This window comes from Roseinatronobacter sp. NSM (assembly GCF_052379845.1).
GTDB lineage: Bacteria > Pseudomonadota > Alphaproteobacteria > Rhodobacterales > Rhodobacteraceae > Roseinatronobacter.
Map to the genome: position 1 here is coordinate 1 of NZ_JBQTCF010000007.1, position 24,055 is coordinate 24,055.

Genomic DNA, 24,055 nt, shown 5'->3' on the forward strand with positions numbered 1-24,055 from the left:
CAGGCCCGCCTTTTTTGGTGTCTTGCAACTGGTGCAAAAGCTGTCACGCCTTGGTTGCGCCGTGATCGGCTGGGCTGGCTGCGTCGCGGAACACGGCGGTAATGCGGTTCCAGCCTTTGCGTATGCCTGCCTGAATATAGGCTGCGCGCATACGGCGCGCATCTTGTTCCAGCCGCGTGACGTCCAGAATGGTCAGTGTTTCATTGGATAGCGGTGTCATGTTTTTCAACCTTGATGGATGTATGTCTGTTGCACCGATAAATAGACGCTGCGGCGCAGCATTGCGACCGACAATTCGGAAACGCCGCTATGCAGCGCGTGCATTCCTGCGCAGTGCACTTGTCACGTTAGCGCTAACTGTTTATAGGATGGTGTAACATCGAATATTTGCCCGCGCATCTTGCGCCAGCCTATCGGAGGGATCATGCCAATCAATTCCGGGATTGAAGCTGTCACAGACAGAATCCGCAACCGCTCGGCTGCGCGTAGGGGGCAATATATGGACAGAATGCGCGCCGCAGCAGAAGCTGGGCCTGCGCGCGCGCATCTGTCTTGTGGCAATCAGGCCCATGCCTATGCTGCGATGGAAGGGGACAAGGACACTCTGGCCACAAGCCGCGCGCCCAATCTGGGCATTGTGACGGCCTATAATGACATGCTGTCCGCACATCAGCCATTTCAGGCATATCCCGACATCATACGCGCCGCCGCGCGTGCAGCGGGCGGCTCGGCCCAGGTGGCAGGCGGCGTGCCCGCAATGTGCGACGGCGTGACCCAAGGGCAGCCCGGCATGGAACTGTCGTTGTTTTCGCGCGACGTGATTGCGCTGTCGGCGGGTGTTGCCATGTCGCATAACTGCTTCGATGCCGCTGTCTGGCTTGGGGTCTGTGACAAGATTGTTCCCGGCCTGATCATCGCGGCCGCGACATTTGGTCATGTGCCTTCGGTGTTCATTCCCGCAGGCCCAATGACCAGCGGTCTGCCCAATGATGAAAAGGCCAAGGTGCGCCAGAAATTCGCACAAGGCGAAATTGGCCGCGATGCGCTGATGAAGGCCGAAATGGCCAGCTATCACGGGCCGGGCACCTGCACCTTTTATGGCACGGCCAATACCAATCAGATGCTGATGGAATTCATGGGCTTGCATTTGCCCGGCACCAGTTTCATCAACCCAAACACGCCCTTGCGCGATGCGCTGACCGTGGCCGCGACCGAACGCGCGCTGGCCATTACCGCGCTTGGCAATGATTACCGCCCCGCGGCCCAGGTGCTGGATGAACGCGCCTTTGTGAATGGCATTGTGGGGCTTATGGCCACAGGCGGGTCCACCAATCTGGTGCTGCACCTGCCCGCCATGGCGCGCGCGGCGGGCATTGAGCTGACCTTGCAGGATTTCGCCGATATTTCCGACATGGTGCCCCTGATGGCCAAGGTGTATCCCAATGGACTGGCCGATGTGAACCATTTTCACGCTGCTGGCGGGCTGGGCTTTATGATTGGCGAATTGCTGGATGCGGGGTTGCTGCATGATGATGTATGCACCATCGCAGGCGACGGGCTGGCCCGCTATGCGCAGGAACCCAAATTGCGCGACGGCGTGCTGGTATGGGAAGACGGGGCCGGGCACAGCCTGAATGACCGCATTCTGCGCCCTGCACGAAACGCCTTCCAGAAATCGGGCGGGTTGAAACAATTGTCGGGCAATCTGGGGCAGGGGGTTATCAAAACCTCGGCAGTCGACCCCGCGCGCCACGTCATACAGGCCCGCGCCCGCATTTTCCACGACCAAAGCGCAGTCAAGGCCGCGTTTCAGGCGGGCGAATTTACGCAAGATACGATCGTCGTTGTCCGGTTTCAGGGACCTGCCGCCAATGGCATGCCCGAACTGCATTCGCTGACCCCCATTCTGGCCGTGTTGCAAGATCGCGGGCTGAAGGTCGCATTGGTCACCGACGGGCGCATGTCAGGGGCCAGCGGCAAGGTGCCCGCAGCCATCCACGTCGCCCCCGAAGCTGCCAAGGGCGGCCCGCTTGCGCGGCTGAAGGACGGGGATTTGGTGCGCCTTGATGCGCAGGCGGGGCGGTTGGATGTGCTTGAAGATGACTTTGATGCGCGCACGCCAGTGGTGGCGGATCTCTCCGCGAATGAATTTGGCATAGGGCGGGAACTTTTCGCAGCCTTCCGTCAGGCCGTGGGCGATTCAACCGAAGGTGCCGCTGTCGTGGTCTGACCTGTCGGTCGTGACCGAAGGGCGCGCGACTGCGCGTCCCGACGCGCGCCGCAGCCCCCTCAATGGGGGCAAGGGGCGCGCCCCCTTACCCCTCGGGGGCAATCTTCCAGCGCGCCTCGTTCTCCTCGATGGCGCGAATCCGCTCAGCGGTTTTGGGGTGGCTCATCAACCATGCGGGCATGCCACCGCCAACACCCGTCAAGCTGTCCAGCTTGCGAAACAGCTCTTTTTGCGGGCCGGTGCCAATATTGGCCTTCACCAACAGCGCGGAGGCATAGGCATCGGCCTCGTATTCATCATTGCGGCTCAACTTTGCAGCCAGAACCGACACCAGAAAATTTGCAATCACCACGCCCAACCCGGGCAGGAAACGATTGAACACTGTGGCCAGCGCCATGCGTACGGCATTGGTGCCTGAAAAATCAATCATGCGCTTGCGTGAATGGCCCAATGCCACATGCCCCAGCTCATGCGCGATCACACTGGCAAGCTCCTCTGCCGTCACCTCGCCTCGCCGGTATTTATTGTAAAATCCGCGCGTAATGAAAATGCGCCCGTCCGGCGCCGCCAATCCATTGACAGGATCAATCTCATAGATGTGCACCTTGATCCGCTCCACGCCCACAGCGCGCGCAAAGCGGTCCGTCAGCGCCTTCAGCCGGGCATCCGCCAGCGGAGTGGACTGCATATCAAGCTCGCGTTTGGTGCGCCAGCTTGAAAACCAATACATCGCCACCCCATAGAGCAGCAGCAAAACAAAAGGGGCAAGTTTCAACATAGCCGGAATATGGGGTGCTTAGGGACGATAGGCAATGGTCACCCCCCCACAACAAGGGTCAAACCCATCATCGCGGCAAACGAAAGCGTGACAATACCCCCGGTTGTTGCAGGGGTCACGCCTTCGGTCGCCTCCGGCAGTAATTCCGAAAATATCATCCACAACATGGCCCCCGCCGCCAGCCCCAGCCCTACGGGCAAGAACGGCTCAAAACTCAGCACAAACAAAAACGCCGGAACCGCCAGCATGGGCTGCGGCATCGATGACAGGATCGCCCAGCCGGCCGCTTTGCCAATGCTTGCCCCGCGCGGCACCATGATCAACGCAATGGCCAGGCCCTCGGGGACATTATGCAGCGCAATCGCAATCGTGATAAAATCGCCCAGCTCGCGCCCGCTGCCATAGGCAACCCCGACCCCCACCCCCTCGGCTGCGGAATGCGCAGTCATCACCCCCATGATCAACAGGATCTTCAGCCCATCCGCCCCCTGCAGGCCCGCAACACCCCGCTCCCCGCTCGCGCTCAGCAGGGTCTTTGCCAGCCAGATCCCCCCCAGCCCCAGCACCAGCCCGACCAGACTGCGCAGACCTGAAAACCCGAACCCTTCATCAATCAGGCTGAATGTTGCGGCCAGCATCAACCCCGCCGCAATGGCATTGCCATGGGCCAGCGCACGTGGCGTCACATCGCGCAGCGCCAGCAACGGCAAGGCCCCAAGCCCGGTCGCAACCGCCGTGACGCCGGCCGCAAGGCATACCAGAAGAACTGTGGGATCAAGCATCGCATATCTTGTGTTTAGAATAATTCTAATAACCCTAGAGCGATATGATCCCCGTGACAAGCCCCATTGCCGCCGCAGCGCGCCCCCGCCGCATATGCCAGCATTTACACATACACCGTCACATGCCTGTTGCAGGGCTGCGCTAAAAAACGGCATGCGTGATTTGCAGCGTCATAAAGGCTTGTCAGGGCGTTGGCGCAAGATATAGTCCAGTTTATGGTGTCCGATACAATCGCGCACCACTGCCCCCGCGGGGCGCGCGCGCCCAGGGGGCTGCCAATACGGAGGCGGCACCTATGGATGGTGAATTCAGAACTGATTTTGTACGCGATCCAGTCGCATTGCGGCATTTTCCGGCACTGGTGCTGAACGCAGATTACAGGCCCCTGTCTTATTATCCCCTGTCGCTGTGGCCCTGGCAGGACGCCGTAAAGGCGGTGTTTCTGGACCGGGTTGATATTCTTGCAGAATATGATCAGGTTGTGCGCAGCCAGCGCATGGAAATCCGGGTGCCCTCGGTGGTCGTGCTGCGTGATTTTGTCAAACCCCGAAAACGTGTGGCCTTCACTCGCTTCAACCTGTTTTTACGCGATGAATTCTCATGCCAGTATTGTGGCGCGCGCCATGATCTGACCTTTGATCACGTCGTGCCGCGCAAGCTGGGGGGGGTAACAAGCTGGGAAAATGTTGTGGCCGCCTGCGCCCCGTGCAATCTGGCGAAAGGGTCCAAAACCCTCCGCGCCTCGGGGTTGAAGCTGCGCCAGACCCCCTATCGCCCGGATGCCGAAATGTTGCGCAATCTGGGCCGCCGTTTCCCCCCGAACCATTTGCACGAAAGCTGGCTGGATTACCTGTATTGGGATACCGAACTCGAAGCCTGATGCCCCCAAGCCGCGCTGCCTTGACGGGCAGGCCCTGTATGGACAAACTGCACCAGCAATCACCGCATCACGCGCGCCTGCGGAACAGGCTGCCACTGACGCCTTTCCTTCATTCTGGCAAAAATATCCCGGGGGCAAGGCCCGCAGGGCCTTGGGGGCAGAGCCCCCTGAAGATATAAAATATATCCCAAACGAAAGGCGCAACATATGGGCAATGCAGTCATGGTGCAGGGGTGTGGGTCCAATGTCGGGAAATCCGTCCTTGTCGCGGGGCTGTGCCGCGCGGCGTTGCGCCGTGGTATTTCCGTGGCCCCGTTCAAACCGCAAAACATGTCAAACAATGCTGCTGTCACGCAAGATGGCGGCGAAATCGGGCGCGCGCAGGCCTTGCAGGCGCAGGCTTGCGGACTGGACGCTGTGACCGACATGAACCCTGTGCTGCTAAAACCCGAAAGCGACACGGGCGCGCAAGTGATTGTGCAGGGCAAACGTATCGCCACAGTCAAGGCGCGCGCCTATGCGGGGTTGAAACCGCAGCTTATGGGGGCCGTGCTTGACAGTTTCGAACGGTTGAAATCCGCATATGATCTGATCATCGTCGAGGGGGCGGGCAGCCCCGCCGAGATCAACCTGCGCGCCCATGATATCGCCAATATGGGGTTCGCGCGCGCCGCCGATGTGCCGGTTCTTCTGGTCGGGGACATTGACCGTGGCGGCGTGATTGCCCAGATTGTTGGCACCATGGCGGTTCTGGACGCAGATGATGCCGCAATGGTTGCGGGCTTCATCATCAACAAGTTTCGCGGCGATCCGGGCTTGTTCACGCAAGGGTATCAGCAAATCGAAGCGCGCAGCGGGTGGCGTGGCTATGGGGTGCTGCCGTGGTTCTCGGATGCTATGTATTTGCCTGCCGAAGATGCGCTGGACCTTGGGTCTGGCGCTGCGCCGGGTGGGGTCAAGATTGCCTGTCTTGTCTTCTCGCGGATTGCCAATTTCGATGACCTTGACCCGCTGAAGGCCGAACCGGGCGTTGATCTTGTTATGGTGCGGCCGGGCCAGCCCATTCCGGGCGATGCGCAGCTGGTCATTCTGCCGGGGTCAAAATCCACCTGTGCTGATCTGGCATTTTTGCGGGCGCAGGGGTGGGATATCGATCTGGCGGCGCATATCCGACGGGGGGGGCATGTGCTGGGCATTTGCGGCGGGTATCAGATGCTGGGCCGGATTCTGCACGACCCCCAAGGCCTCGAGGGGCAGACAGGTCAGATGCAGGGCCTTGGGTTTTTGGACGTCACGACAGTGATGACCGCAGACAAACGGGTGGAACGGGTGCAGGCGCTGCAGTATTCAACCGGGCTGGAGGTGGCGGGCTATGAAATACATATCGGGCGGACCACGGGCGCGGATTGCGCGCGGCCTTATGCGCGCACGCCCAGTGGCAATGACGGCGCCGTTGACAGCACGGGGCGGATTATGGGCACATATCTGCACGGGCTTTTCGCGTCCGACGGGTTCCGGTCTGCCTTTTTGGCGCATCTGGGCGCAACGACTTCCGGGTTGAAGCATGCCGCCCTTGTCGAGGAAACGCTGAACGCGCTTGCGGATCATCTTGAAACGCATCTGGACATTGCGGGCGTGCTATCGCTTGCGCGCTGATACGCACCCTCGGACCAGATTTAAGAGTATCCGTCTTGATCAAGCAGTTTTCGGTGTCCATTCGCGGTCTTGTCGGACGATTGCGTTGGCCAGTTCGATCAGTTTTCGCATGAGGGCCGTCAGAGCAACTTTGGCGGGCTTTCCGGCCTTGATCATGGTCTGATATTTCTGCCGCAGATCTGGGTTGTGACGAGCGGCGACGAGCGCAGGCATGTAAAGCGCGTCGCGCAGAAACTTTCGCCCGCCTTGGATGAATGCTTTACCCAGCCACTGACCGGATTGTCGTGTCATCGGCGCGAGGCCCGCGAGACTGGCGATTTGCTTGCGGTCCATGGTGCCGATTTCCGGGCACTCGATCAGGATCGCGACAGCTGTGATCCGCCCCAGTCCGGGAATCGAACATAGAATGTTGAGGGCGCGCGCGCGTTTTGGGCACTCCTTCAAGAGCGAGAGCAGCGCGCTTTCCAACTCGGTGATCTGACGTTTGACTTGCGCGATCCGCGCTTTGGTCTGACGCTTGGTCAAGGCGATGGTCTGCGTCTTTAGCCGGTTCAAGAGGCGCGTGCGCTCCTTGATCAGGGCCGTGCGCGCGACCTGCAACTCCTTGAGCTTGGGTTGATTTTTATCGCCAACCCCATCCGGCAAAAGATCGAGCGCCGCTCCCATCATGGCGAGGGCGCGGGCATCAACGGCATCGGTCTTTGCCCGTGTCCCACGCGCCTGCGCGAAGCGGCGCGCCTGTAGCGGGTTCACCTTCACCAACGGCAGAACACCTGCAAAGCTGCGTTCGAGAGCCGCGTGGTAAGCCCCAGTCGCCTCGTAGACCACCAGGTCCGGCATGTGCGCCCCGATCCAGCGCCGCAGCGCGCGCTGGCCTGCGGCGGAGTTTGCGAATTGCGCAGCCGCGCCGGTGCTCAGGCGATGCACATCGAGCGTGTCTTTCGAGATGTCAATTCCGATGGTATCATTTGTCATCTTCGCATGTCCTCTGCTTGTCGTAGAGGGCTCCAGTGCCGCTCTGTATCCGTTCAGGCCTCAGGCGAAGACGATGGCTGATCACACTCTAAAACGGTCCCTCACGACCAAGCCCGTGACGATCCAGCCACCGCCCCAGCACGCCATAAATGGCGTGGCGTGCTGGGGCTCTCTTTTCGCATAAGAGCCGGGATCAGCATAAGACAAGCAGGTTGCGCAAAAGTGGGAACCGGTTTTATGCAAAAAGACATGCGACACCATAAGGTGTGAGTGGGTCGCGTGAATGCGAATGAACGCCAAACGCGCTAACGTGCCGATTTCGCCTGTCTTGGGCGCATGCCGGACCGTGATCCCTCTTTTAATGTGCAGAAACAGCCAGCAAGCGGCACGTCATTCAGCCATTTGTGTATCCCTTAGCGTTCATGCGCCACGCCAAACCTTTGGGATCGCGTGTTTGCGCGCAAAGCCGTGTCCCAGTTCTGCGCAATACGCTATATATGCGCCCGAACCGCCTGAACACAGGTGGTGACAGTCATGTCGCAACAACCAGCCCGCCCCAGCTTGGCAATACCACATAGGCCTGCGCTGGGGTGCGGGGGTAGGGTCGATCCGGCTGCAGCATCCTTCAGAATGGCACGCTGCTCATGGACGCGCGGGTAGCAGTTCTGCCAGCCTTTCGCGCAAAAGTGTGCTGTCGCGCACCGTGTTGCGACCCGCATTCAACAACCCTGACGGCACAGCATTTTCGTTTCGTAATGGAACCGCCAAGGGCTGGACAGAACCTGTTTCGACTTCTTGCGCTGTCTGCATCATTGCCGGTTGGGCCGGCCGTTCTTCCGATGCAACGCTTTCCGTGATGCTGGCTTCCATATTACGTTCGGCCACGTCAGTAGCATTCGCTTCCGGGGCAGAAATGTCGGGTAATGGTGTGGCGTCCAGCGCCGTGGCGATGTCACGCACTGGTCCTGTGCCGGTGTTGTCACTCTCTTGGGTGGTGGCCGGTTCGGCGATCAGAAGCTGTGCCTGCACATCAAATCCCAGGCGGGAAAGACGGCTTGCGAGCTCTGATTTCACGGGCCACGGCACCGATCCTTCCCAAGGGCGATACTCGAACACAAGGGTCACGAAGGACCTGTCATCGGCCTCGCGCACCAGGTCCAGCAGCAAATCGGCCATAAGGGCGTCAGTTTGTGGTTCAGGCAGGGCCGCGTCATTTTCCCGCGCAAGGGTGAAAGCGTCAGCATGCCGACCCGAACGTGACACCCCTTTTGCAAGAAGCGTGGCAAGCCTGTGCCCCTCCTCCGACCCGCGAAGCGCGCGCAAGGCATCTTGCGCTTCTTGCGCCAGTTCCGCTGACACCGGTTCGTCCAAATCCTGTTGCCGTTGCAGCAGGAATGTCAAAGATTCAAACGTCGGTTCAGAGATAAGGTTTTGTTCAAGTCGCTGCGCGTCTTGAGCTGAGGCGCGCGGCAGATCAAGGGCAGCTTGCGCAATGCGCAACGGGTCCGATTGCATCTGTGTGACCCTGTCAAGGCTGTCGCGTATGCTGTGCGCCGGCGACAAATGCCCTTGCGCGGCAAGGTGGCGGATAACATATGGCCCAAGATGCAGACGCAGATGTGGCGGAAGCGCCTGAACCGCTTGCGTCAGGTAGGTCACGGGATACCCGGCAGGCAAATCTTGCGGCAAGATGACCAGCGCTTGCCATAGAACACCCATCTCACCACAGGCTTCAAGCCCTGACAGGGTCAGGTTTTCGGGAAGCGGATCAAGATCAATGAGGTGACTCAGCACCTCCAGGACCTGGTTTTCGGGGGGCTGCGGGCTGATCAGCGACAGGATCAGGCGCGCCTCGGCGCCGAACCCCAGATACAGATAATGCTTCGCAAGCGCACGCGTAGCGTCAAGGTCCAGCATGTCGGTCTCGTTGAACAATTGGCCGGGGACATAGGGCGCAGGCGTGTCAGTGGCGGCCCCCGCCCAACCGGAGGGATCCATCATGTGCGCGGGCGGACAAGTTGCCCTGGTGTCATTTTGCAACGCGCGCGATGCGGCGCCACGGGCCGCAGACACGCTGTCGGTGACGGTGAAATGGCCTGATATGTCCGCGGTCTGTGCGGAGCTGTCCGGTGCAGGTCGGGTGTGCATTGTGGTTGCGTCTGGCGGCGGATCTGGCTGCGCGGACTGGTTGGGGGTCAGCAGACCTTGGCCAACAGCTTCTGATAATGCGCGGCCCAATTCTGTTGTCATGCTCCCCAATGCGGACAACGGCTCGGGAACCGGCCGGGCAGGCTGGGGCGTTGGCAGGATGTCTGGGGCTGATGCGCCGACCACTTGTGTCAGTAGCAAGGACGGGCGGTCTTGAGTCGCGGATGCGCGGCCCGTGAGCAAGGCGGCCAGAGATTCACCCGCCAGTTGGGCATGGGCGCGCGGCTGCGCAGGCACCGCTTGTTCGATTAGTTGAGACTGGTCAGGCCGCGTCTGGGGGCGCGGCGAATTGCGGGTGGCCAACATGGCCGAGGTTTCGATTTCAACGATGTCGATGACAAGATACCGAGGCAGATCCTCTGACGCGCGAATAACGCAATCGCAAGCAAGTTTCAGTTCCAACCCGGAGTCGATTTCCCGTAACGACGCAAGCCGCGTTCGTGGAATCCGCGCGAAAGTCTGAGAGAGATCGAAATCCAGCGCCGGGCCCGAGATCGCCAGTATCCCCAGATGCCCGTCTTGGGACAAGCGCCAGTCATTTGCTTCGGGAATTTGCACGGTCAGACGGGTGAACACGCTATGTTCGCCCGCTCGAACGGGAACAATTGTGGTCTGCGCCGTTGCCCCGAAGCCGACGAAACAACACCCCAAAACAGCAAGATACCTGATGTAGTATATCATCTTCACGCCACGTTCTTCTTGAGATCCCGCATCGCATTTTCCAGTTCATTGAAATCCGGGCGTTGATGATGCGGCGTGTTCTGCCGCCCCACTTCGATACAGATATTGGCTGGGTGCGCATGCAGGTTCGCAATCAGGACTTCACGAATCAGTTGAAAGAAATGATCGTCTTCTTCCACAATGTCGCGCATGCGCCCCGCGATTGGCCCCACAAATCCATAGGCCAGAAAAACCCCCAAAAATGTTCCCGTCAGCGCACCACCGATCATTTTACCCAAGATCTCTGGCGGTTCCGCGATGGCCCCCATGGTTTTGATGATCCCCAGAACAGCTGCAACAATTCCAAGGGCGGGAAGAGCGTCTGCAACGATCTGCACAGCATGGCTGGTGTGAAGGGCGTGGTGCTTATGCGCTTCAAGGCGTTTGTCCAACACTTCCTCGACCTGATGGGGATCGTCATAGTTCATTGATGCGGCGCGCAATGTGTCGCAAATCAGATCAACGACATCATGGTCCGCCTGGATTTTGGGATATTTCGAGAAGATGACAGACTCATTGGGCGCTTCGATCTGTTCTTCGATGGCGACGGGGTTCTGGCGCGAAAGCCAGATCAGTTCGAACAGTAGGCACAGCAGATCGCGGTAGTCGTTCGGGGACCATTTCGGCCCCTTGAAAACGCGACCAATATCTCGCCCGGTGCTTTTGATGGTGCCCATGCTGTTGCCGAGGATAAAGGCACCGGCAGCTGCCCCCCCGATCATCATCATCTCGAAAGGGAGTGCCTTGAGAATGATACCCATCGTCCCGCCAGCGGCAAGATAGCCCCCGAAGACCATAACGAAGATGATGACGATGCCGACGATTGCGATCACAATAAGCCTCTGTCTTGAAATTGGAGGAGGAAGGTGAAATCAGGATATTCACGCATCTTCGTTAAAAAAGCGCTTCGTTCGCGCCCATATATCAGTCCCGCGGGGTGTTGGCGTTTCGACCGGCCAAAACTGCGCTGATGGAATAGGCGGTCATTGGGTCAAGCGATGCCATGACCGCGCCTGCAAAATCCGGACGCAAGCGCGCAAAGAAGCCGGCTGCAAACTGGACATCCATCTGGCTGAAAAGTTCGGCGGCTTGTTGCGGCTTCATGTGTTCATACACTGCTGTCAGACGCGCGACATCGTCCTCGGCTGCGGATTCCGTAAGCGCCAAGGTCTGAAGTAGGCGCTCTTCGGCCTGTGCAAGCTGTTCAAGTTGCGCGCGAATGTCGGCTTCGGCCTGCCTGAGTTCCTCGGCGCGTTGTTCAAGGCGTTCTTCCATTTGCTGTAAACGCGCCTCTCTGGCGCGCAGACTTTGGAACAAGTCGCCCGGATCGGGGGCAGGAGGGTCCTGTGCGATGGCGGCATCAACCTGGGCTGTGTCATTTTCCGCAGCAATGACTTCTGCCACGCCAAGGCCAAGCCGTGACAGCCCCGCAACAAAAAACAACCCCGTCAACACCATCAACGCCGAAGAGGCGCCGCGTTTCTGAGCTGACTTATGTGCGTAGGGGTGTTTCATCGCCGACGTCCCATGGTATCGCGTTGTCGCAAAACGCGGGGTTTGTTGAGTTTGCCTTGCAAGAGTGGTGCGAAATCGTCCGCCGTCAGTGTTTCCGTCTCGTCCGTGGCCACGTCTGCCGCCGCCCGATCTGCCTTGGGTGCCCTTGCGCGGGGTTTGGCAGCAGCAAGCAACAATTCCAGATTGCGTGTCGCTGTTTCGGCCCGTGCGATCGTCAGGTTCAGACTTGTTTCAGCCTTGGTGCTGGATTGTGACGCTGCATTCAGGGCCTGCGTCAGCGCGTCGACCTGTTGCGACAGGATTGCGATTGCCGAACCCACATCGCCATCAAGGCGCGTCAGCGCCCGCAATCTGCGCGACAGCAGCATGCAATATGCTGCGGCAAGGAAAGCGCCAAGCGCGACTGCTATATCAACCAGAATTGCCATGACGACCCCCTTAGCTCAGTATGAATTCGGTAATCAGAAAATCGCGGATGTGACCCTGACCTGCGACTGTTTGCAGCCGGCGCAGAATCTGGGCGCGCAGCCGGATCAGCGAGGCAGGCTCGGCCAGGTCGCGTGGATCAACTGCGCGCAGATACATGTTGATGATGTCGATGAAGCGCGGTTGCAGGCGTTCAAGCTCCGCACGGGAACTTGCCTCAACCTCGAGTTGGCCCGAGAATTGCAAATGCCGCGAACTTGATCCGGGCGCGAGACTGACAGTGATTCGCTCAATCGGAATGAACGCAAAATCCTGTGCGATGCTCGCAGGTTTGGTTTCCGGCGCGGAAGGGGCCAGGATCAGCCCCGAATACACTGCATAAAAGCCCCCGCCGCCAAGGGCCAAAGCCCCTGCAAGGCCAAGCAATATTGGCATAAGGGCCTTCTTCTTTGGCGCCCCCTCGGTGCCGGACGCTGTGTCTGTGGCTGCGGTCATATGCCATTTCCCGTAAAACGAATTTTCTTACATATGCCACAAGGTCACTAACTGATTATTAAGCGAGAGAGGTGAAACTGCGATCAGATCAAGGGCAGAAGCCCACACAAGGAGAATCGCAGTGCAGAAGATTCAGTCGCTCTGGGCCGCACTGGACACGACCAGACGCGTCATGATCATCGGGGCAGTCGCCTTGATGTTTGCGGCCGTCATGGGGTTGGCGCGGCTTGCCTCCAGCCCGGGGATGTCGTTGCTCTATGCCGGGCTTGAAGATGCCGCCGCGGGAGAGGTGATTCAAACATTGGACACGCGCGGCATTCGCTATGATGTGCGTGGGGATGCTATATTCGTGCCCTCGGCATTGCGCGATGAAACACGCCTTATGCTGGCCGCCGCGGGGCTGCCTGCCAATTCCCATTCTGGGTATGAACTGCTTGATTCGCTTACAGGATTTGGCACCACATCGCAGATGTTCGATGCGGCTTATTGGCGCGCGCGCGAAGGTGAGTTGGCGCGCACCATCACCGCAAGCCCGCATATCCGTTCTGCGCGGGTGCATATCTCGCAAGGTGCGAATTCAGCCTTCCGGCGCGAAATTGCGCCAAGCGCCTCGGTGACAGTGACGACATCTTCGGGCATGCTCAACCCCGCGCAGGCGCGCGCAATCCGCTATCTTGTCGCGTCTGCGATTGCCGGCATGCAGCCCGAGCAGGTGTCCGTGATCGATGGTGCGGGCGGTCTGGTCTATGGCCCCGAAACCGAAGCGCTGGCAAACGGGACCACCACCGACCGCGAGGCCGATATGCGCCGCAGGGTCGAACGATTGCTGGAAGCGCATGTCGGTCATGGCCGTGCGGTTGTGGAACTCAGCCTGGAAACCGTCACGGACCGCGAGACGATTCAAGAACGACTGGTCGATCCCGAAACGCGCGTGGCCATCAGCACTGAAACCGAAGAAAGCGAAACCAGCAGCACCGACACGCGCGGGGGCGTCACAGTGGCCAGTAATGTGCCCGATGGTGATGCGGCCGGCACTGACGGCAGCGCGCAAGCCCGCGAAAGCCAGAACCGCCAGCGCACAAATTTTGACGTGTCTGAAACGCGCCGCGAAATTGAACGTCTGCCCGGTGCGGTGCGGCGCTTGACTGTTGCTGTGCTGATTGACGGCATCACTGAACCTGATGATCAGGGCGTCATGTCATGGCGACCCCGCAATGCCGAAGAACTTGAGGGCCTGCACGAGCTTGTGGCGTCTGCGGTCGGGTATGATGAAACGCGCGGCGATGTCATAACTCTGCGGTCGCTGCCATTCGAGCCGGTGGCGGCCTTGGGCACAGAGGCAAGTTCGGGGCTGTTTTCTGCATCCAGTCTGGACATCATGACCTTGCTAAAATGGGCCTTTGCGCTGCTTGCGCTTGTGGTTCTGGCCCTGTTTGTGCTGCGGCCCATCCTTCAGGCCGCAACGCAACAAAGCGGTGGGGCAGGATTTGACGGGTTCGACAATGATTCCGTTCCGGGTTTGCCGGGGGCAGGCGGTTTTCCTGAAATGGCCAGCCCGATGGCGCTGGATTTTTCGGGAATGGGGGGGGGCGATGCGTCTTTCGGGGGCGGGGATGATCCTGTCGCGCGTCTGCGCGAGTTGATTGCAGAACGGCAGCAGGAATCGGTCGAAGTGTTGCGCCATTGGATGGATGACGCAGGGAATGCCTCGAAAGGGCCAAAATGAGAAATGTCATGCTGAAACTCGAGGTTTTCGAGGCCGCGCCCGCTGATGAAGACCCGCTTCTGGATGCGGAAGCTGCGGAAAAATTGCGCGAAAGCGCCTATGAGCAGGGCTATGGTGCCGGCTGGCAGGACGCGCTTGCGCAGCTGCGCGATGAGGATGCGTTGCGCCAAAGTGCGGCACTTGAAGCGCTGCAGGCCATCAGTTTCACATATAACGAAGCGCATGCAACGCTCGAAGCATCGTTCATGTCGCTGACGCGGACCTTGTTGGAAACGCTTGTTCCCGAAGTTCTGCGTCTGTCGCTTCCCGGTCTGGTTCTGGAAAGTCTGCAACAGGCCGCCAGCCGTGACACGCGCGTGCCATTGCATTTGTATTGCGCCCCGCAGGTGCGTGCAACTTTGGAACAGGTGGTGGCCGCCGTGCCGGGGCTGGAGGTCCAGTTGCTGGACGAGCCAAGCTACAGCGAAGCGCAGGTGTCGCTGCGTCTGGACGATCAGCAAAACAACATTGACCTCGATTCGGTGCTGGCGCAGCTTCAGGCCGCGTTTTCCCGGCAGCTGGATCTCAAGGCACGCAAAGGAGCCTGACAATGGAAGAACGTGACCTGAATACTGCGATACTGGAACAGGTGCCGGTGGAAATATCCGTCTCGGTCGGGCGGGCGCGGCCCATGGTGCGCGACCTGATGCGTCTGGGGCGCGAATCGGTTCTGCCGCTGGACCGTCGTATTGATGATCCGGTGGAGTTGTTTATTGCCGACAAATTGATCGCGCGCGGCGTTCTGGAAGAACTTGAAGGCGAAAATGCGGGGTTTTTGGGTGTGCGCCTGACCGAGATTATTGACCTGAAAGCGGCACTTTAGGGACATGATACACCGGATCGTCGTTTTGATAGCAGCACTTGGCACGGGCCTTTTGTTGTCGGGCACCGCTGCGCTTGCGCAGGAGGTGACGTTCAGCTTCGGCGGGGCGGACGGGTCGCTGGCGGTGCGCAGTGTGCAGCTTATTGTTGTGCTGACATTGCTCAGTCTGGTGCCGGGCATTCTGGTTATGGTGACCTGCTTTCCCTTCATCGTGACAGTGCTTGCGATTTTGCGGCAGGCGCTTGGGCTGATGCAATCACCGCCCAATATGCTGATTGTGTCGCTGGCGCTGTTTTTGACCTATTTCGTGATGGAGCCTGTCTTTGTCGCCGCTTGGCAGGGCGGGATTGTCCCGCTGAATGCTGGGGATATTGAGCTGGAAGATGCGTTTTTGCGCGTGGCGGACCCGTTTCGGCAGTTCATGGCCGCGCGCGTGGATGTGCCAACCTATGAAAGCCTTGCCAATCTGCGCCCCGACAATGTGGGGGACCTGTCCCCTGATGCGCCGCTTTCGGTGCTGGTGCCCGCCTTCATGCTCAGCGAGGTTGCGCGCGCTTTTCAGATCGGGTTCCTGATTTTCCTGCCCTTCCTGATTATTGACCTTGTCGTGGCTGCAGTCCTGATGTCGATGGGCATGATGATGGTGCCGCCCGCGATTGTGTCGTTGCCGTTCAAGCTGTCGTTTTTCGTGATTGCCGACGGGTGGCGGCTGGTGTCGGAAGCATTGGTGCGAAGTTACATGTAATCGCGCGCGATGCCCTTGCCACATCTGCGCCCAAACCCTAAAAGCGGCCCTTGCGAATGCCAGTCAGGGGAATGGTGATGGGTTTCAAGATGGGAATCGTGGGTTTGCCGAATGTCGGCAAGTCTACATTGTTTAACGCATTGACGAAAACTGCCGCCGCGCAGGCTGCAAATTTCCCGTTCTGCACCATTGAACCCAATGTGGGCGATGTGGCGGTGCCGGATGCGCGACTGCAAAACCTGGCCGATATCGCCAAATCCCGAGAGGTGATTCCAACGCGCATGACCTTTGTCGATATCGCGGGACTGGTGCGCGGCGCGTCCAAGGGGGAGGGGCTGGGGAACCAGTTTCTGGCCAATATCCGCGAAGTTGACGCCATTGCCCATGTGTTGCGCTGTTTTGAAGATGACGATGTTACCCATGTAGAAGGGAAGATCGACCCGGTTGCCGATGCCGAAACCATTGAAACGGAATTGATGATTTCGGATATGGAATCCATCGAGCGGCGTCTTGCGAACCTGTCGCGCAAATTGCGCGGGGGGGACAAGGAAGCGCTGGAACACGACGCGCTGTTGCGCCGCGCGTTGGTGGCGCTGGAAGCGGGCAAACCCGCCCGCACAGTTGAAATCAGCGCCGAGGAAACAAAAAACTGGCGCATGTTGCAATTGCTGACGGCCAAACCCGTGCTGTTTGTGTGCAATGTCGAGGAATCCTCGGCGGGGACCGGAAACGCGCTGTCGGCCAAGGTGGCGGCCATAGCGCAGGCGCAAGGCGCGGCGCATGTCGTCATTTCCGCCCGCATCGAGGAGGAGATCAGCCAGCTTGACGCTGAAGAAGCGCAGATGTTCCTGACCGAAATGGGCCTTGAAGAAGCCGGGTTGGACCGGCTTATTCGCGCGGGATATCAGTTGTTGGGGTTGCAGACCTATTTTACTGTCGGCCCCAAGGAGGCGCGCGCCTGGACCATTCCGGCAGGCACGCTTGCGCCGCAAGCAGCGGGCGTCATCCATGGTGATTTTGAACGCGGCTTTATCCGCGCCGAAACAGTAGCTTATGACGATTACATCGCCTGTAACGGCGAAGCTGGCGCCAAGGATGCAGGAAAATTCCGTGTTGAGGGGAAATCCTATCAGGTCAAGGACGGCGATGTGCTGCATTTCCTGTTCAATGCCTGATTGTCAGGTTTGACATCCCTGCAAGCTTGGGGTTGTCTGGGGCGACGTCATGTCTTGCAGGTAGGCTGATGAACAGGACCCGTCTGTTTCAACTGGCGCTAGGGGCAATTGCCCTTGTGGGTATGCTGGGCTGGCTGGCATGGCACCATGCAACGCTTGTGTATTTTACGCAATTGCATGACCGCGGGCAGAACACGCTTAATCTGGCCGAGGCATCCTTGCGTGGGCAATTGTCGCGCTTTGAACGGCTGCCCCATCTTCTGGCCGACCAGCGGGTGATCCGGTCGCTTGTGCTGGCCCCGCGCGACCCCGACCTTGTGATGGCGGCCAATCTGTATTTGCGCGACACTGCGCATATGTTGGGCGCGTCCGATATTTATGTGATGTATCGTGACGGGGAAACGCTGGCGGCCAGCAATTTTGACCAGCCGCACAGTTTTGTGGGCGGAAATTTTGCGTTTCGGCCATATTTTTTTGATGCGCTGGGCACCAAGGGGGCGGGCCGGTTTTATGCGCTGGGCACCACGTCCAACAAGCGCGGCTATTATTTCGGGGCCCCCATCGAGGTTGCAGGCCAGCGCCATGGCGTGATGGTTATCAAGATTGATCTTGATGAGATTGAACAGACATGGGCCTCGGATGAGGTGCGCATCATCGTAACGGACCCCGAAAATATTGTGTTTCTGTCCAACAGGCCGGATTGGTTGTTCCGGTCCTTCGGGCCACTGACGACCGATCGTTTGTCGCGCACTGTGCAGACGCGGCGTTATGCCAATGCCGAAATTGGCCAGATTGATTATACGCGCGACACAAACCCCGACGGGTTTAACCTGTTGCGCACCACTGGCAGTGACGGCGCGATGCTGGAATACCTGATCGCTGATGCGAAAATGCCAGATGCCGAATGGATGGTGCAGGTCTTGTTGAATACCCGCCCCGCGCGGGTGCAGGCGGCCAGTGCAGTGGCCTTGGCTGGGTTCAGCTTGGGGTTGATTGCGCTGATCGGGTTTATCCTGTGGCAAAGGCGGCGCCAGCTGGCCGAACGGCTGGCCGTCCAGCAGGCCGCACGCGACGAGCTGGAAGCCCGTGTCAGCCAGCGCACATCCCAGCTTGGGGCCGCCAACGCCGCCTTGCGCGACGAGGTGGCCGAGCGGCGCGCGACCGAGGATCGCTTGCGCCAGACGCAAACCGAACTGGTGCAGGCGGGCAAACTGGCCGCGCTTGGGCAAATGTCGGCGGCGCTAAGCCATGAATTCAACCAACCGCTGGCAGCGGCGCGCAATTACGCGGAAAATGCGCAAGTGTTGCTGGACCGCGGGCGCAGCGCCGAGGCGCATGACAATATCGGGCGCATTCTGGGCATGATAGACCGGATGGGCCGTATCAGCCGGCATTTGCGCAATTTTGCCCGCAAGCCGCATCAGCAATTGCGCCCCGTCGATCTGTCCGAAGTGGTGGCGGATGCGCAAGAATTGCTGGCATGGCAACTTGCGCGGTCCGGGGTGGGGCTGCATGTCGACCTGGGACAGGACCCGCTGGTTGTCACGGCAGGCGCCGTGCGGTTGCAGCAGGTGCTTGTCAATCTGTTGTCGAATGCCATTGATGCGGTCGAGGGGCAGGAGCTCAAGAAACTGCGTCTGGTCGGGCGCAGGCTGGGGGATAGGGTTGAACTGCGCGTGCATGACAACGGCCCCGGTATTGGTGATGCCATTCAGCCGCGCATATTCGACCCGTTCTTTTCCACCAAGGAGGTGGGCAAGGGGCTGGGGCTGGGGCTGTCGATTTCCTATAACATCATCCGTGATTTTCACGGCGCGATTTCGGTGCGCAACCATCCTGACGGGGGCGCGGAATTCACATTGACGCTGCATGCCGCGCAGCCGCTTCCTGCGCAGGTAGCACAATGACGCCGCCAGTTGTCCTTTTGGTCGATGATGAGGAGGAGTTGCGCAACTCTACCATGCAAGCGCTGGACCTTGCGGGCCTGCAGGTGGACGGGTTTGCGCAGGCCGAACCGGCGCTGGACCGCATAACTGCGGGGTTTGGCGGTGTGGTCATCAGCGATATTCGCATGCCCGGCATGGACGGGCTGACGCTGATGAACCGCATCCATGACATTGACCGCGATGTGCCGGTTATTCTGATTACCGGACATGGCGATGTGCCGCTGGCGGTGCGCGCCATGCGCGAAGGCGCGCATGATTTCATTGAAAAACCGTTCTCGGGTGCGCAGCTTGCCTCCATTGCGGCGCGTGCGCTGGAATACCGCCAATTGGTGCTTGAAAACCGCCGCTTGCGGGCTGTTGCTGGGCAGGCGGATGATCTGGAAGCGCGCCTTGTCGGGCGGTCTGACAAAATGATTGCGCTGCGCCGCCAGATCCGCACGATTGGCCCGTCAGATGCAGATGTGCTGATTGTGGGGGATACGGGGACAGGCAAGGAAATCGTGGCGCGGGCGCTGCATGATTTGTCGCCGCGTGCCGCGCGTCCCTTCATTGCCATCACCTGTAGTGCACTGCCTGACACACTGATTGAATCCGAACTGTTCGGCCATGAAGCGGGCGCCTTTCCCGGCGCCATCCGGGCACGGATGGGCAAGTTCGACCACGCACGCGGCGGCACCATCCTTCTGGATGATATCGGGGCAATGGCCATGGATGTGCAGGGAAAATTGCTGCGCGTCATAGAGGACCGGGTGACAACGCCGCTTGGGTCCAATGCCCAGCACCAACTGGACGCGCGCTTCATTGCCACAAGCCGCGTGCCCCTTGAAGCCGAAGTGGCCGCAGGCCGGTTTCGCGCGGATCTGTTGTATCGGCTGAATGTGGTCAGTGTGCGGGTGCCGCCGCTGTCGGAACGTCTGGAGGATGTGCCGCAACTGTTTATTCGCCTGCTGACCGAAGCCTGCCTGCGCCACCGTCTGCCCGCGCGCACGGCCAGCCCTGCCATGCTGGCGGAATTGTCGCGCAATGACTGGCCGGGCAATGTGCGCGAATTGCGCAACGCCGCCGAGCGCTTCGCTTTGGGCGTGCAGATGTCCGAAGCCCCCTTGGCCGCGCGCGACAAATCCGCGAAATTGGCCGATATGATGGCCGCGCATGAACGCAAATTGCTGGTGGATGCGCTGATCCGCCATCAAGGGGCGTTGCGCCCTGTCTATGAAGCGTTGGGGCTGTCGCGCAAGGCGCTTTATGACAAGCTGCTGCGCCACGGCATTGACAAGGGGCATTTTCTGCCCGTGGGGGCCGATCTGCCCGACACGCCCCCCGATGATGTGTAGCAAACCACACATGGCTTTCGCGGGATGTGTAGTTTTCTACACATCAGTGTGGATTGCGTTGGAAAAATACCCAAACGCCCGAGAGCGCGCTTGAATAAAGCCGTCAAACCGTTTGCTGTGCCCCCAGTGCTTGCCTCACAGAGCGAGGAGTGACGCAAGCGCCCCGAGCACATAAATACGCAAAACCAAGGGGAGGTTCCCAATGCGTTACACCAATTTCGCGGCTTTGGCCGCTGCTGCTGTTATGACGGTATCTGTGGCGAACGCGCAGGACCGTGACGGCTGGCCATCTGATCTGACAGTGGGCACCGCCAGTCAGGGCGGCGTTTATTTCGTCTATGGCAACGGTCTGGCCGGGTTTCTGGGCGAAGAACTGGGGCTGAATGCCTCGGGCGAGGTGACGGGTGGGCCGGTGCAGAACGTTACGCTGGTGCAGATGGGCGACCATGATATTGGTCTGGTCACCATGGGTCCGGCCTTCGAAGCATGGACCGGCGTTTCCGAACTGGCCCCCGGTCTGGAACACAGCGATATTCGCGCGCTGTTTCCCATGTATGAAACCCCGTTTCAGGGTGTGGCCCTTAGCGGTTCCGGCATCACATCAGTCAGTGATTTCGAAGGCAAGCGCGTCGGCGTTGGCCCTGCAGGCGGCACACCCGGCACCTATTGGCCGCGCTTCTTTGACACGCTGGGGCTGAATGTCACTGTCTCGAATGCGGGTGCGGCTGACACGGCGGGCCAGCTGAAGGATGGTCTGGTTGATGCGTTCGTGTTCGCCGCAGGTCTGCCCATCGGTGCATTTTCGCAACTGGCCGCCGAAGCTGATGTTGTGATGTTCGGCTTCAGCGAAGAAGAACTGGCCACCATCATGGAAGGTCACCCGGAGGTGTCGCAATTCACCATTCCTGCGGGCACCTATACGGCGCAGGATGAGGACCAGCATTCCGTCGCAATGTGGAATTTTGCCATCGCGCATGCCGATATGCCCGAAAGCCTGGCCTATGAAATCACCAAACTGGTGATGGAAAACAATGACCGGATGCTGCAAATCCACGCAGCCGCCGCGGCAACCTTGCCTGAAAATGTCGGGAACAATTCCTTCCTGCCATTCCACCCGGGTGCTGTGCGCTATTTCGAGGAAATCGGAATCGAGATCCCCGAAGACCTGAAAGGCTGATCGAGCGGTCTGCTTTGACGACATCGGGCCAGGGCGGCGTCACGCTCTGGCCCGTTTTGGGAACCGTGGCCTAGTGCGGTTTGACATATGTGGTGCGTCTGCGTGCCCCTGAAGGGCCATTCATCGCAGAAATTCCAGAACTTGGGGGGAACATGTCTCAGACTGACGCGCAGGGTGCGCAACCTGAAACCGACAATATTGCCGAAGGTGTGGACAACGAAATCGTCACCAGCAACCAGCGTGTGTTTGCGGGGGTGGTGGGTATTGTCGTGACCGCACTGTGTATTCTGTATACGCTGTTTCATGTCGGTGCGATGAATGGTGTGCATGATCGCATCACGGATTTTCTGGGCCTGCCTTCGGTGGACCTGACAGAACCGTGGCGCTACAGGCTTGTGCATGTTGCAGGCGGTCTGGCACTGGGGTTCATCCTGTTTTCGGCGCGTGCGCTGCATGACAACAGCACCGACGCGCCGCTGTCATTGGCCGAGAAGGGGCTTCTTGCAGCAGGCGGTGCACTTATCTTGCTGGCGCTGGGGCAGGTGGTGGTCATGTTGACGACCGGCGACCGTATCACCACGGGGGCGCCTGCGGGTAAACATGTTCTGACATTCGGCTATCCGTTGATCGGGGGCACGGTTCTGGTGCTGCTGGCCAGCTGGATCCAGCCCATCCGCAACCGCACCAAGCTGTCGCTGGCCGATACGCTTCTGGCGGTTGCTGCCATTGTTGTGGGTATTTACATCATCGGCCACGCTGATTTGCTGCGCACCCGCGCGCAGGTCTTCCCGCATGTCAATGACATGTGGGCGTCCATCGCGGGGATTATCCTGATTCTGGAACTGACGCGGCGTCTGGCCGGACTGGCGCTGGTTATTATTGTTGCGGTGTTTTTGGCTTACGGGTTTATCGGCCCGTGGCTGCCGGGGGTTCTGAACCATCGCGGCTATGCGCCTGCGCGGTTCTTCGGGTTTATCTATACTGATAACGGCATTCTGGGCCCGACCACGGCGATTTCATCGACCTATATTATTTTGTTCATCACCTTCGCGGCGTTCTTGCAAGCCAGCCGTGTGGGCGAATATTTCGTGAATTTCGCCTTTGCGGCGGCGGGCGGCACGCGCGGGGGGCCGGCTAAGGTGGCGGTGTTTGCATCCGGCCTGATGGGCATGATCAACGGCACATCTGCGGGCAATGTGGTGTCCACCGGGTCGTTGACCATTCCGTTGATGAAAAAGGTGGGCTACAAACCGCAAACATCCGCCAGTGTCGAGGCTGCGGCCAGTTCCGGCGGCCAGATCCTGCCGCCGATCATGGGCGCGGGTGCCTTCATCATGGCGGAAATCACGGGCATCGCGTATCGGGACATTGTGATTGCCGCGATCATTCCCGCGATCCTGTATTTCACATCCGTTTATTTCATGGTCGACAAGGAAGCGCTGAAAAAGGGCATGCAGGGGCTGCCGCGCGACATGCTGCCGCGTTTTGACGTGCTGGCGCGGCGGGTGTTCCTGTTCATCCCCATCGTCATACTGATTGGGGCGCTGTTCATGGGCTACTCGGTCATTCGCGCAGGCACGCTGGCCATGGCGTCCGCGGCGGTGGTCAGTTGGTTCACACCGCATAAGATGCTGATGCGCGAAATCCTGTATGCGTTCGAAATTGCCGCGCGCATGTCGCTGCAACTGGTGGCGGTCTGTGCGGCGGCAGGTGTTATTGTGGGGGTTATCGCGCTGACAGGGGTTGGCACGCGGTTTTCGTCGCTGTTGCTGGGCTTCGCGGGCCAAAGCCAGTTGCTGGCGCTGGTGTTTGCCATGTTGGTGGCAATTATCCTTGGAATGGGCATGCCCACAACGGCGGCCTATGCGGTGGCGGCGGCGGTCATTGCGCCGGGGCTGATCCGCATGGGGATTGAACCGCTTACAGCGCATTTCTTCATCTTCTACTATGCTGTGATGTCGGCCATCACGCCGCCTGTGGCACTTGCGGCCTATGCGGGCGCGGCGATTGCGCAGTCAGACCCGATGAAGACAAGCGTGGAAAGCTTCAAGATCGGGCTTGCGGCCTTTATTGTGCCCTTCATCTTCTTCTTCAATGACGGGCTGCTGATGCAGGGGGATTGGGGCAACATTATCCATGTGTTCTTTACCGCGCTTCTGGGGATCTACCTGTTGGCGTCGGCGGTGCAGGGGTGGTTGTTCGGCGTTATTGGCTGGCCGCTGCGGGTATTGGTCGGCGGGGCCGCCATCGCCATGATCTCCGGCGGCTGGGTTTCTGATGCAATCGGGCTTGGTGTGGCCGCGCTGGTGTTTTTCATCCAGCGCGGGGTGATCACACCCAACACAGTGGCCAAAGGCCACGACTGACCCTGACAGGGGGTGAAGGTGCGAGGGGCCGTGTCACCTTTGTGACGCGGCCCTTTTC

21 protein-coding genes are annotated in these 24,055 nt (G+C 59.6%); 12 read left to right on the forward strand and 9 right to left on the reverse strand.

Annotated features, from left to right (window positions below):
• Positions 1-43: 43 nt before the first annotated feature.
• Positions 44-220 (reverse strand): RSP_7527 family protein, encoded by a 177-nt coding sequence (locus ACTZWY_RS05300; RefSeq protein WP_444789651.1) that lies wholly within the window; start codon positions 218-220, stop codon positions 44-46.
• Positions 221-424: 204 nt separating this feature from the next.
• Here ACTZWY_RS05300 and edd point away from each other — a divergent pair, with 204 nt between their 5' ends.
• Positions 425-2,230, forward strand: a complete 1,806-nt coding sequence (gene edd, locus ACTZWY_RS05305) for a phosphogluconate dehydratase (RefSeq protein ID WP_444789652.1) — start codon at positions 425-427, stop codon at positions 2,228-2,230.
• An 85-nt stretch (positions 2,231-2,315) separates the two neighbouring features.
• Here edd and ACTZWY_RS05310 read toward each other — a convergent pair whose 3' ends face one another.
• Positions 2,316-3,008: a M48 family metallopeptidase gene (locus ACTZWY_RS05310; RefSeq protein ID WP_444789653.1), complete on the reverse strand. Its 693-nt coding sequence runs from the start codon at positions 3,006-3,008 to the stop codon at positions 2,316-2,318.
• Between the two features lie 38 nt (positions 3,009-3,046).
• Complete coding sequence (locus tag ACTZWY_RS05315; protein ID WP_444789654.1) at positions 3,047-3,790, reverse strand: ZIP family metal transporter; 744 nt, start codon at positions 3,788-3,790, stop codon at positions 3,047-3,049.
• Positions 3,791-4,086: 296 nt separating this feature from the next.
• On the opposite strand from ACTZWY_RS05315, the gene ACTZWY_RS05320 reads away from it, so the two are divergent.
• On the forward strand, positions 4,087-4,671 hold the full coding sequence (locus tag ACTZWY_RS05320; protein ID WP_444789655.1) for an HNH endonuclease: 585 nt from the start codon (positions 4,087-4,089) through the stop codon (positions 4,669-4,671).
• A 207-nt stretch (positions 4,672-4,878) separates the two neighbouring features.
• The gene (locus tag ACTZWY_RS05325) at positions 4,879-6,327 is read left to right on the forward strand and encodes a cobyric acid synthase (protein ID WP_444789656.1); all 1,449 of its coding nucleotides are present in this window, start codon (positions 4,879-4,881) and stop codon (positions 6,325-6,327) included.
• Between the two features lie 39 nt (positions 6,328-6,366).
• Here ACTZWY_RS05325 and ACTZWY_RS05330 read toward each other — a convergent pair whose 3' ends face one another.
• The 6 genes from ACTZWY_RS05330 to ACTZWY_RS05355 all read right to left on the reverse strand — a co-directional run bounded on the left by ACTZWY_RS05330 (position 6,367) and on the right by ACTZWY_RS05355 (position 12,666).
• Positions 6,367-7,302 carry an IS110 family RNA-guided transposase gene (locus tag ACTZWY_RS05330; RefSeq protein WP_444789657.1) on the reverse strand — a complete coding sequence of 312 codons (936 nt, stop codon included), beginning with the start codon at positions 7,300-7,302 and terminating at the stop codon, positions 6,367-6,369.
• Between the two features lie 642 nt (positions 7,303-7,944).
• Complete coding sequence (locus tag ACTZWY_RS05335) at positions 7,945-10,197, reverse strand: hypothetical protein (protein WP_444789658.1); 2,253 nt, start codon at positions 10,195-10,197, stop codon at positions 7,945-7,947.
• Entirely contained in the window at positions 10,194-11,063 is an 870-nt protein-coding gene (gene motA, locus ACTZWY_RS05340; RefSeq protein WP_444789659.1) for a flagellar motor stator protein MotA, read from the reverse strand. The genes ACTZWY_RS05335 and motA overlap by 4 nt, the downstream gene beginning before the upstream one ends.
• Positions 11,064-11,154: 91 nt before the next feature.
• The gene (locus ACTZWY_RS05345; protein WP_444789660.1) at positions 11,155-11,745 is read right to left on the reverse strand and encodes a MotE family protein; all 591 of its coding nucleotides are present in this window, start codon (positions 11,743-11,745) and stop codon (positions 11,155-11,157) included.
• Positions 11,742-12,173, reverse strand: coding sequence for a hypothetical protein (locus tag ACTZWY_RS05350; protein ID WP_444789661.1), 432 nt, complete (start codon positions 12,171-12,173; stop codon positions 11,742-11,744). The genes ACTZWY_RS05345 and ACTZWY_RS05350 overlap by 4 nt, the downstream gene beginning before the upstream one ends.
• Positions 12,174-12,183: 10 nt before the next feature.
• Positions 12,184-12,666 carry a flagellar basal body-associated FliL family protein gene (locus ACTZWY_RS05355; RefSeq protein ID WP_444789662.1) on the reverse strand — a complete coding sequence of 161 codons (483 nt, stop codon included), beginning with the start codon at positions 12,664-12,666 and terminating at the stop codon, positions 12,184-12,186.
• A gap of 121 nt (positions 12,667-12,787) precedes the next feature.
• Between ACTZWY_RS05355 and fliF the strand changes: the two genes are divergently transcribed.
• The 9 genes from fliF (at position 12,788) to ACTZWY_RS05400 (ending at position 23,997) form a co-directional block, all read left to right on the forward strand.
• A complete protein-coding gene (fliF, locus tag ACTZWY_RS05360; protein ID WP_444789663.1) occupies positions 12,788-14,392 on the forward strand; it encodes a flagellar basal-body MS-ring/collar protein FliF in 1,605 nt (534 codons plus the stop codon).
• An 8-nt stretch (positions 14,393-14,400) separates the two neighbouring features.
• Positions 14,401-14,979 carry a hypothetical protein gene (locus tag ACTZWY_RS05365; protein WP_444789664.1) on the forward strand — a complete coding sequence of 193 codons (579 nt, stop codon included), beginning with the start codon at positions 14,401-14,403 and terminating at the stop codon, positions 14,977-14,979.
• Positions 14,980-14,981: 2 nt separating this feature from the next.
• Complete coding sequence (locus ACTZWY_RS05370) at positions 14,982-15,254, forward strand: FliM/FliN family flagellar motor switch protein (protein ID WP_444789665.1); 273 nt, start codon at positions 14,982-14,984, stop codon at positions 15,252-15,254.
• A gap of 4 nt (positions 15,255-15,258) precedes the next feature.
• Positions 15,259-15,999: a flagellar type III secretion system pore protein FliP gene (gene fliP / locus ACTZWY_RS05375; protein ID WP_444789666.1), complete on the forward strand. Its 741-nt coding sequence runs from the start codon at positions 15,259-15,261 to the stop codon at positions 15,997-15,999.
• A gap of 77 nt (positions 16,000-16,076) precedes the next feature.
• A complete protein-coding gene (gene ychF / locus ACTZWY_RS05380; RefSeq protein WP_444789667.1) occupies positions 16,077-17,174 on the forward strand; it encodes a redox-regulated ATPase YchF in 1,098 nt (365 codons plus the stop codon).
• Positions 17,175-17,242: 68 nt separating this feature from the next.
• Positions 17,243-19,081: a sensor histidine kinase gene (locus tag ACTZWY_RS05385; protein WP_444789668.1), complete on the forward strand. Its 1,839-nt coding sequence runs from the start codon at positions 17,243-17,245 to the stop codon at positions 19,079-19,081.
• Positions 19,078-20,454 (forward strand): sigma-54-dependent transcriptional regulator, encoded by a 1,377-nt coding sequence (locus ACTZWY_RS05390; RefSeq protein ID WP_444789669.1) that lies wholly within the window; start codon positions 19,078-19,080, stop codon positions 20,452-20,454. Before ACTZWY_RS05385 ends, ACTZWY_RS05390 begins: the two co-directional genes overlap by 4 nt.
• Before the next feature lie 202 nt (positions 20,455-20,656).
• On the forward strand, positions 20,657-21,631 hold the full coding sequence (locus ACTZWY_RS05395) for a TAXI family TRAP transporter solute-binding subunit (protein ID WP_444789670.1): 975 nt from the start codon (positions 20,657-20,659) through the stop codon (positions 21,629-21,631).
• A 152-nt stretch (positions 21,632-21,783) separates the two neighbouring features.
• Positions 21,784-23,997, forward strand: a complete 2,214-nt coding sequence (locus ACTZWY_RS05400; protein ID WP_444789671.1) for a TRAP transporter permease — start codon at positions 21,784-21,786, stop codon at positions 23,995-23,997.
• Positions 23,998-24,055 lie beyond the last annotated feature (58 nt).

Bases quoted from the DNA above. Each gene is read 5' to 3' on its own strand.
- fliP (WP_444789666.1), top strand. From the start codon at position 15,259: ATGATACACCGGATCGTCGTTTTGATAGCAGCACTTGGCACGGGCCTT.
- ACTZWY_RS05395 (WP_444789670.1), top strand. From the start codon at position 20,657: ATGCGTTACACCAATTTCGCGGCTTTGGCCGCTGCTGCTGTTATGACG.
- ACTZWY_RS05300 (WP_444789651.1), bottom strand. From the start codon at position 220: ATGACACCGCTATCCAATGAAACACTGACCATTCTGGACGTCACGCGG.
- ACTZWY_RS05365 (WP_444789664.1), top strand. From the start codon at position 14,401: ATGCTGAAACTCGAGGTTTTCGAGGCCGCGCCCGCTGATGAAGACCCG.
- ACTZWY_RS05370 (WP_444789665.1), top strand. From the start codon at position 14,982: ATGGAAGAACGTGACCTGAATACTGCGATACTGGAACAGGTGCCGGTG.
- ACTZWY_RS05320 (WP_444789655.1), top strand. From the start codon at position 4,087: ATGGATGGTGAATTCAGAACTGATTTTGTACGCGATCCAGTCGCATTG.
- ACTZWY_RS05350 (WP_444789661.1), bottom strand. From the start codon at position 12,173: ATGGCAATTCTGGTTGATATAGCAGTCGCGCTTGGCGCTTTCCTTGCC.
- ychF (WP_444789667.1), top strand. From the start codon at position 16,077: ATGGGTTTCAAGATGGGAATCGTGGGTTTGCCGAATGTCGGCAAGTCT.
- ACTZWY_RS05390 (WP_444789669.1), top strand. From the start codon at position 19,078: ATGACGCCGCCAGTTGTCCTTTTGGTCGATGATGAGGAGGAGTTGCGC.
- ACTZWY_RS05310 (WP_444789653.1), bottom strand. From the start codon at position 3,008: ATGTTGAAACTTGCCCCTTTTGTTTTGCTGCTGCTCTATGGGGTGGCG.
- ACTZWY_RS05385 (WP_444789668.1), top strand. From the start codon at position 17,243: ATGAACAGGACCCGTCTGTTTCAACTGGCGCTAGGGGCAATTGCCCTT.
- ACTZWY_RS05330 (WP_444789657.1), bottom strand. From the start codon at position 7,302: ATGACAAATGATACCATCGGAATTGACATCTCGAAAGACACGCTCGAT.
- ACTZWY_RS05325 (WP_444789656.1), top strand. From the start codon at position 4,879: ATGGGCAATGCAGTCATGGTGCAGGGGTGTGGGTCCAATGTCGGGAAA.
- ACTZWY_RS05400 (WP_444789671.1), top strand. From the start codon at position 21,784: ATGTCTCAGACTGACGCGCAGGGTGCGCAACCTGAAACCGACAATATT.
- ACTZWY_RS05345 (WP_444789660.1), bottom strand. From the start codon at position 11,745: ATGAAACACCCCTACGCACATAAGTCAGCTCAGAAACGCGGCGCCTCT.
- ACTZWY_RS05355 (WP_444789662.1), bottom strand. From the start codon at position 12,666: ATGACCGCAGCCACAGACACAGCGTCCGGCACCGAGGGGGCGCCAAAG.
- ACTZWY_RS05315 (WP_444789654.1), bottom strand. From the start codon at position 3,790: ATGCTTGATCCCACAGTTCTTCTGGTATGCCTTGCGGCCGGCGTCACG.
- edd (WP_444789652.1), top strand. From the start codon at position 425: ATGCCAATCAATTCCGGGATTGAAGCTGTCACAGACAGAATCCGCAAC.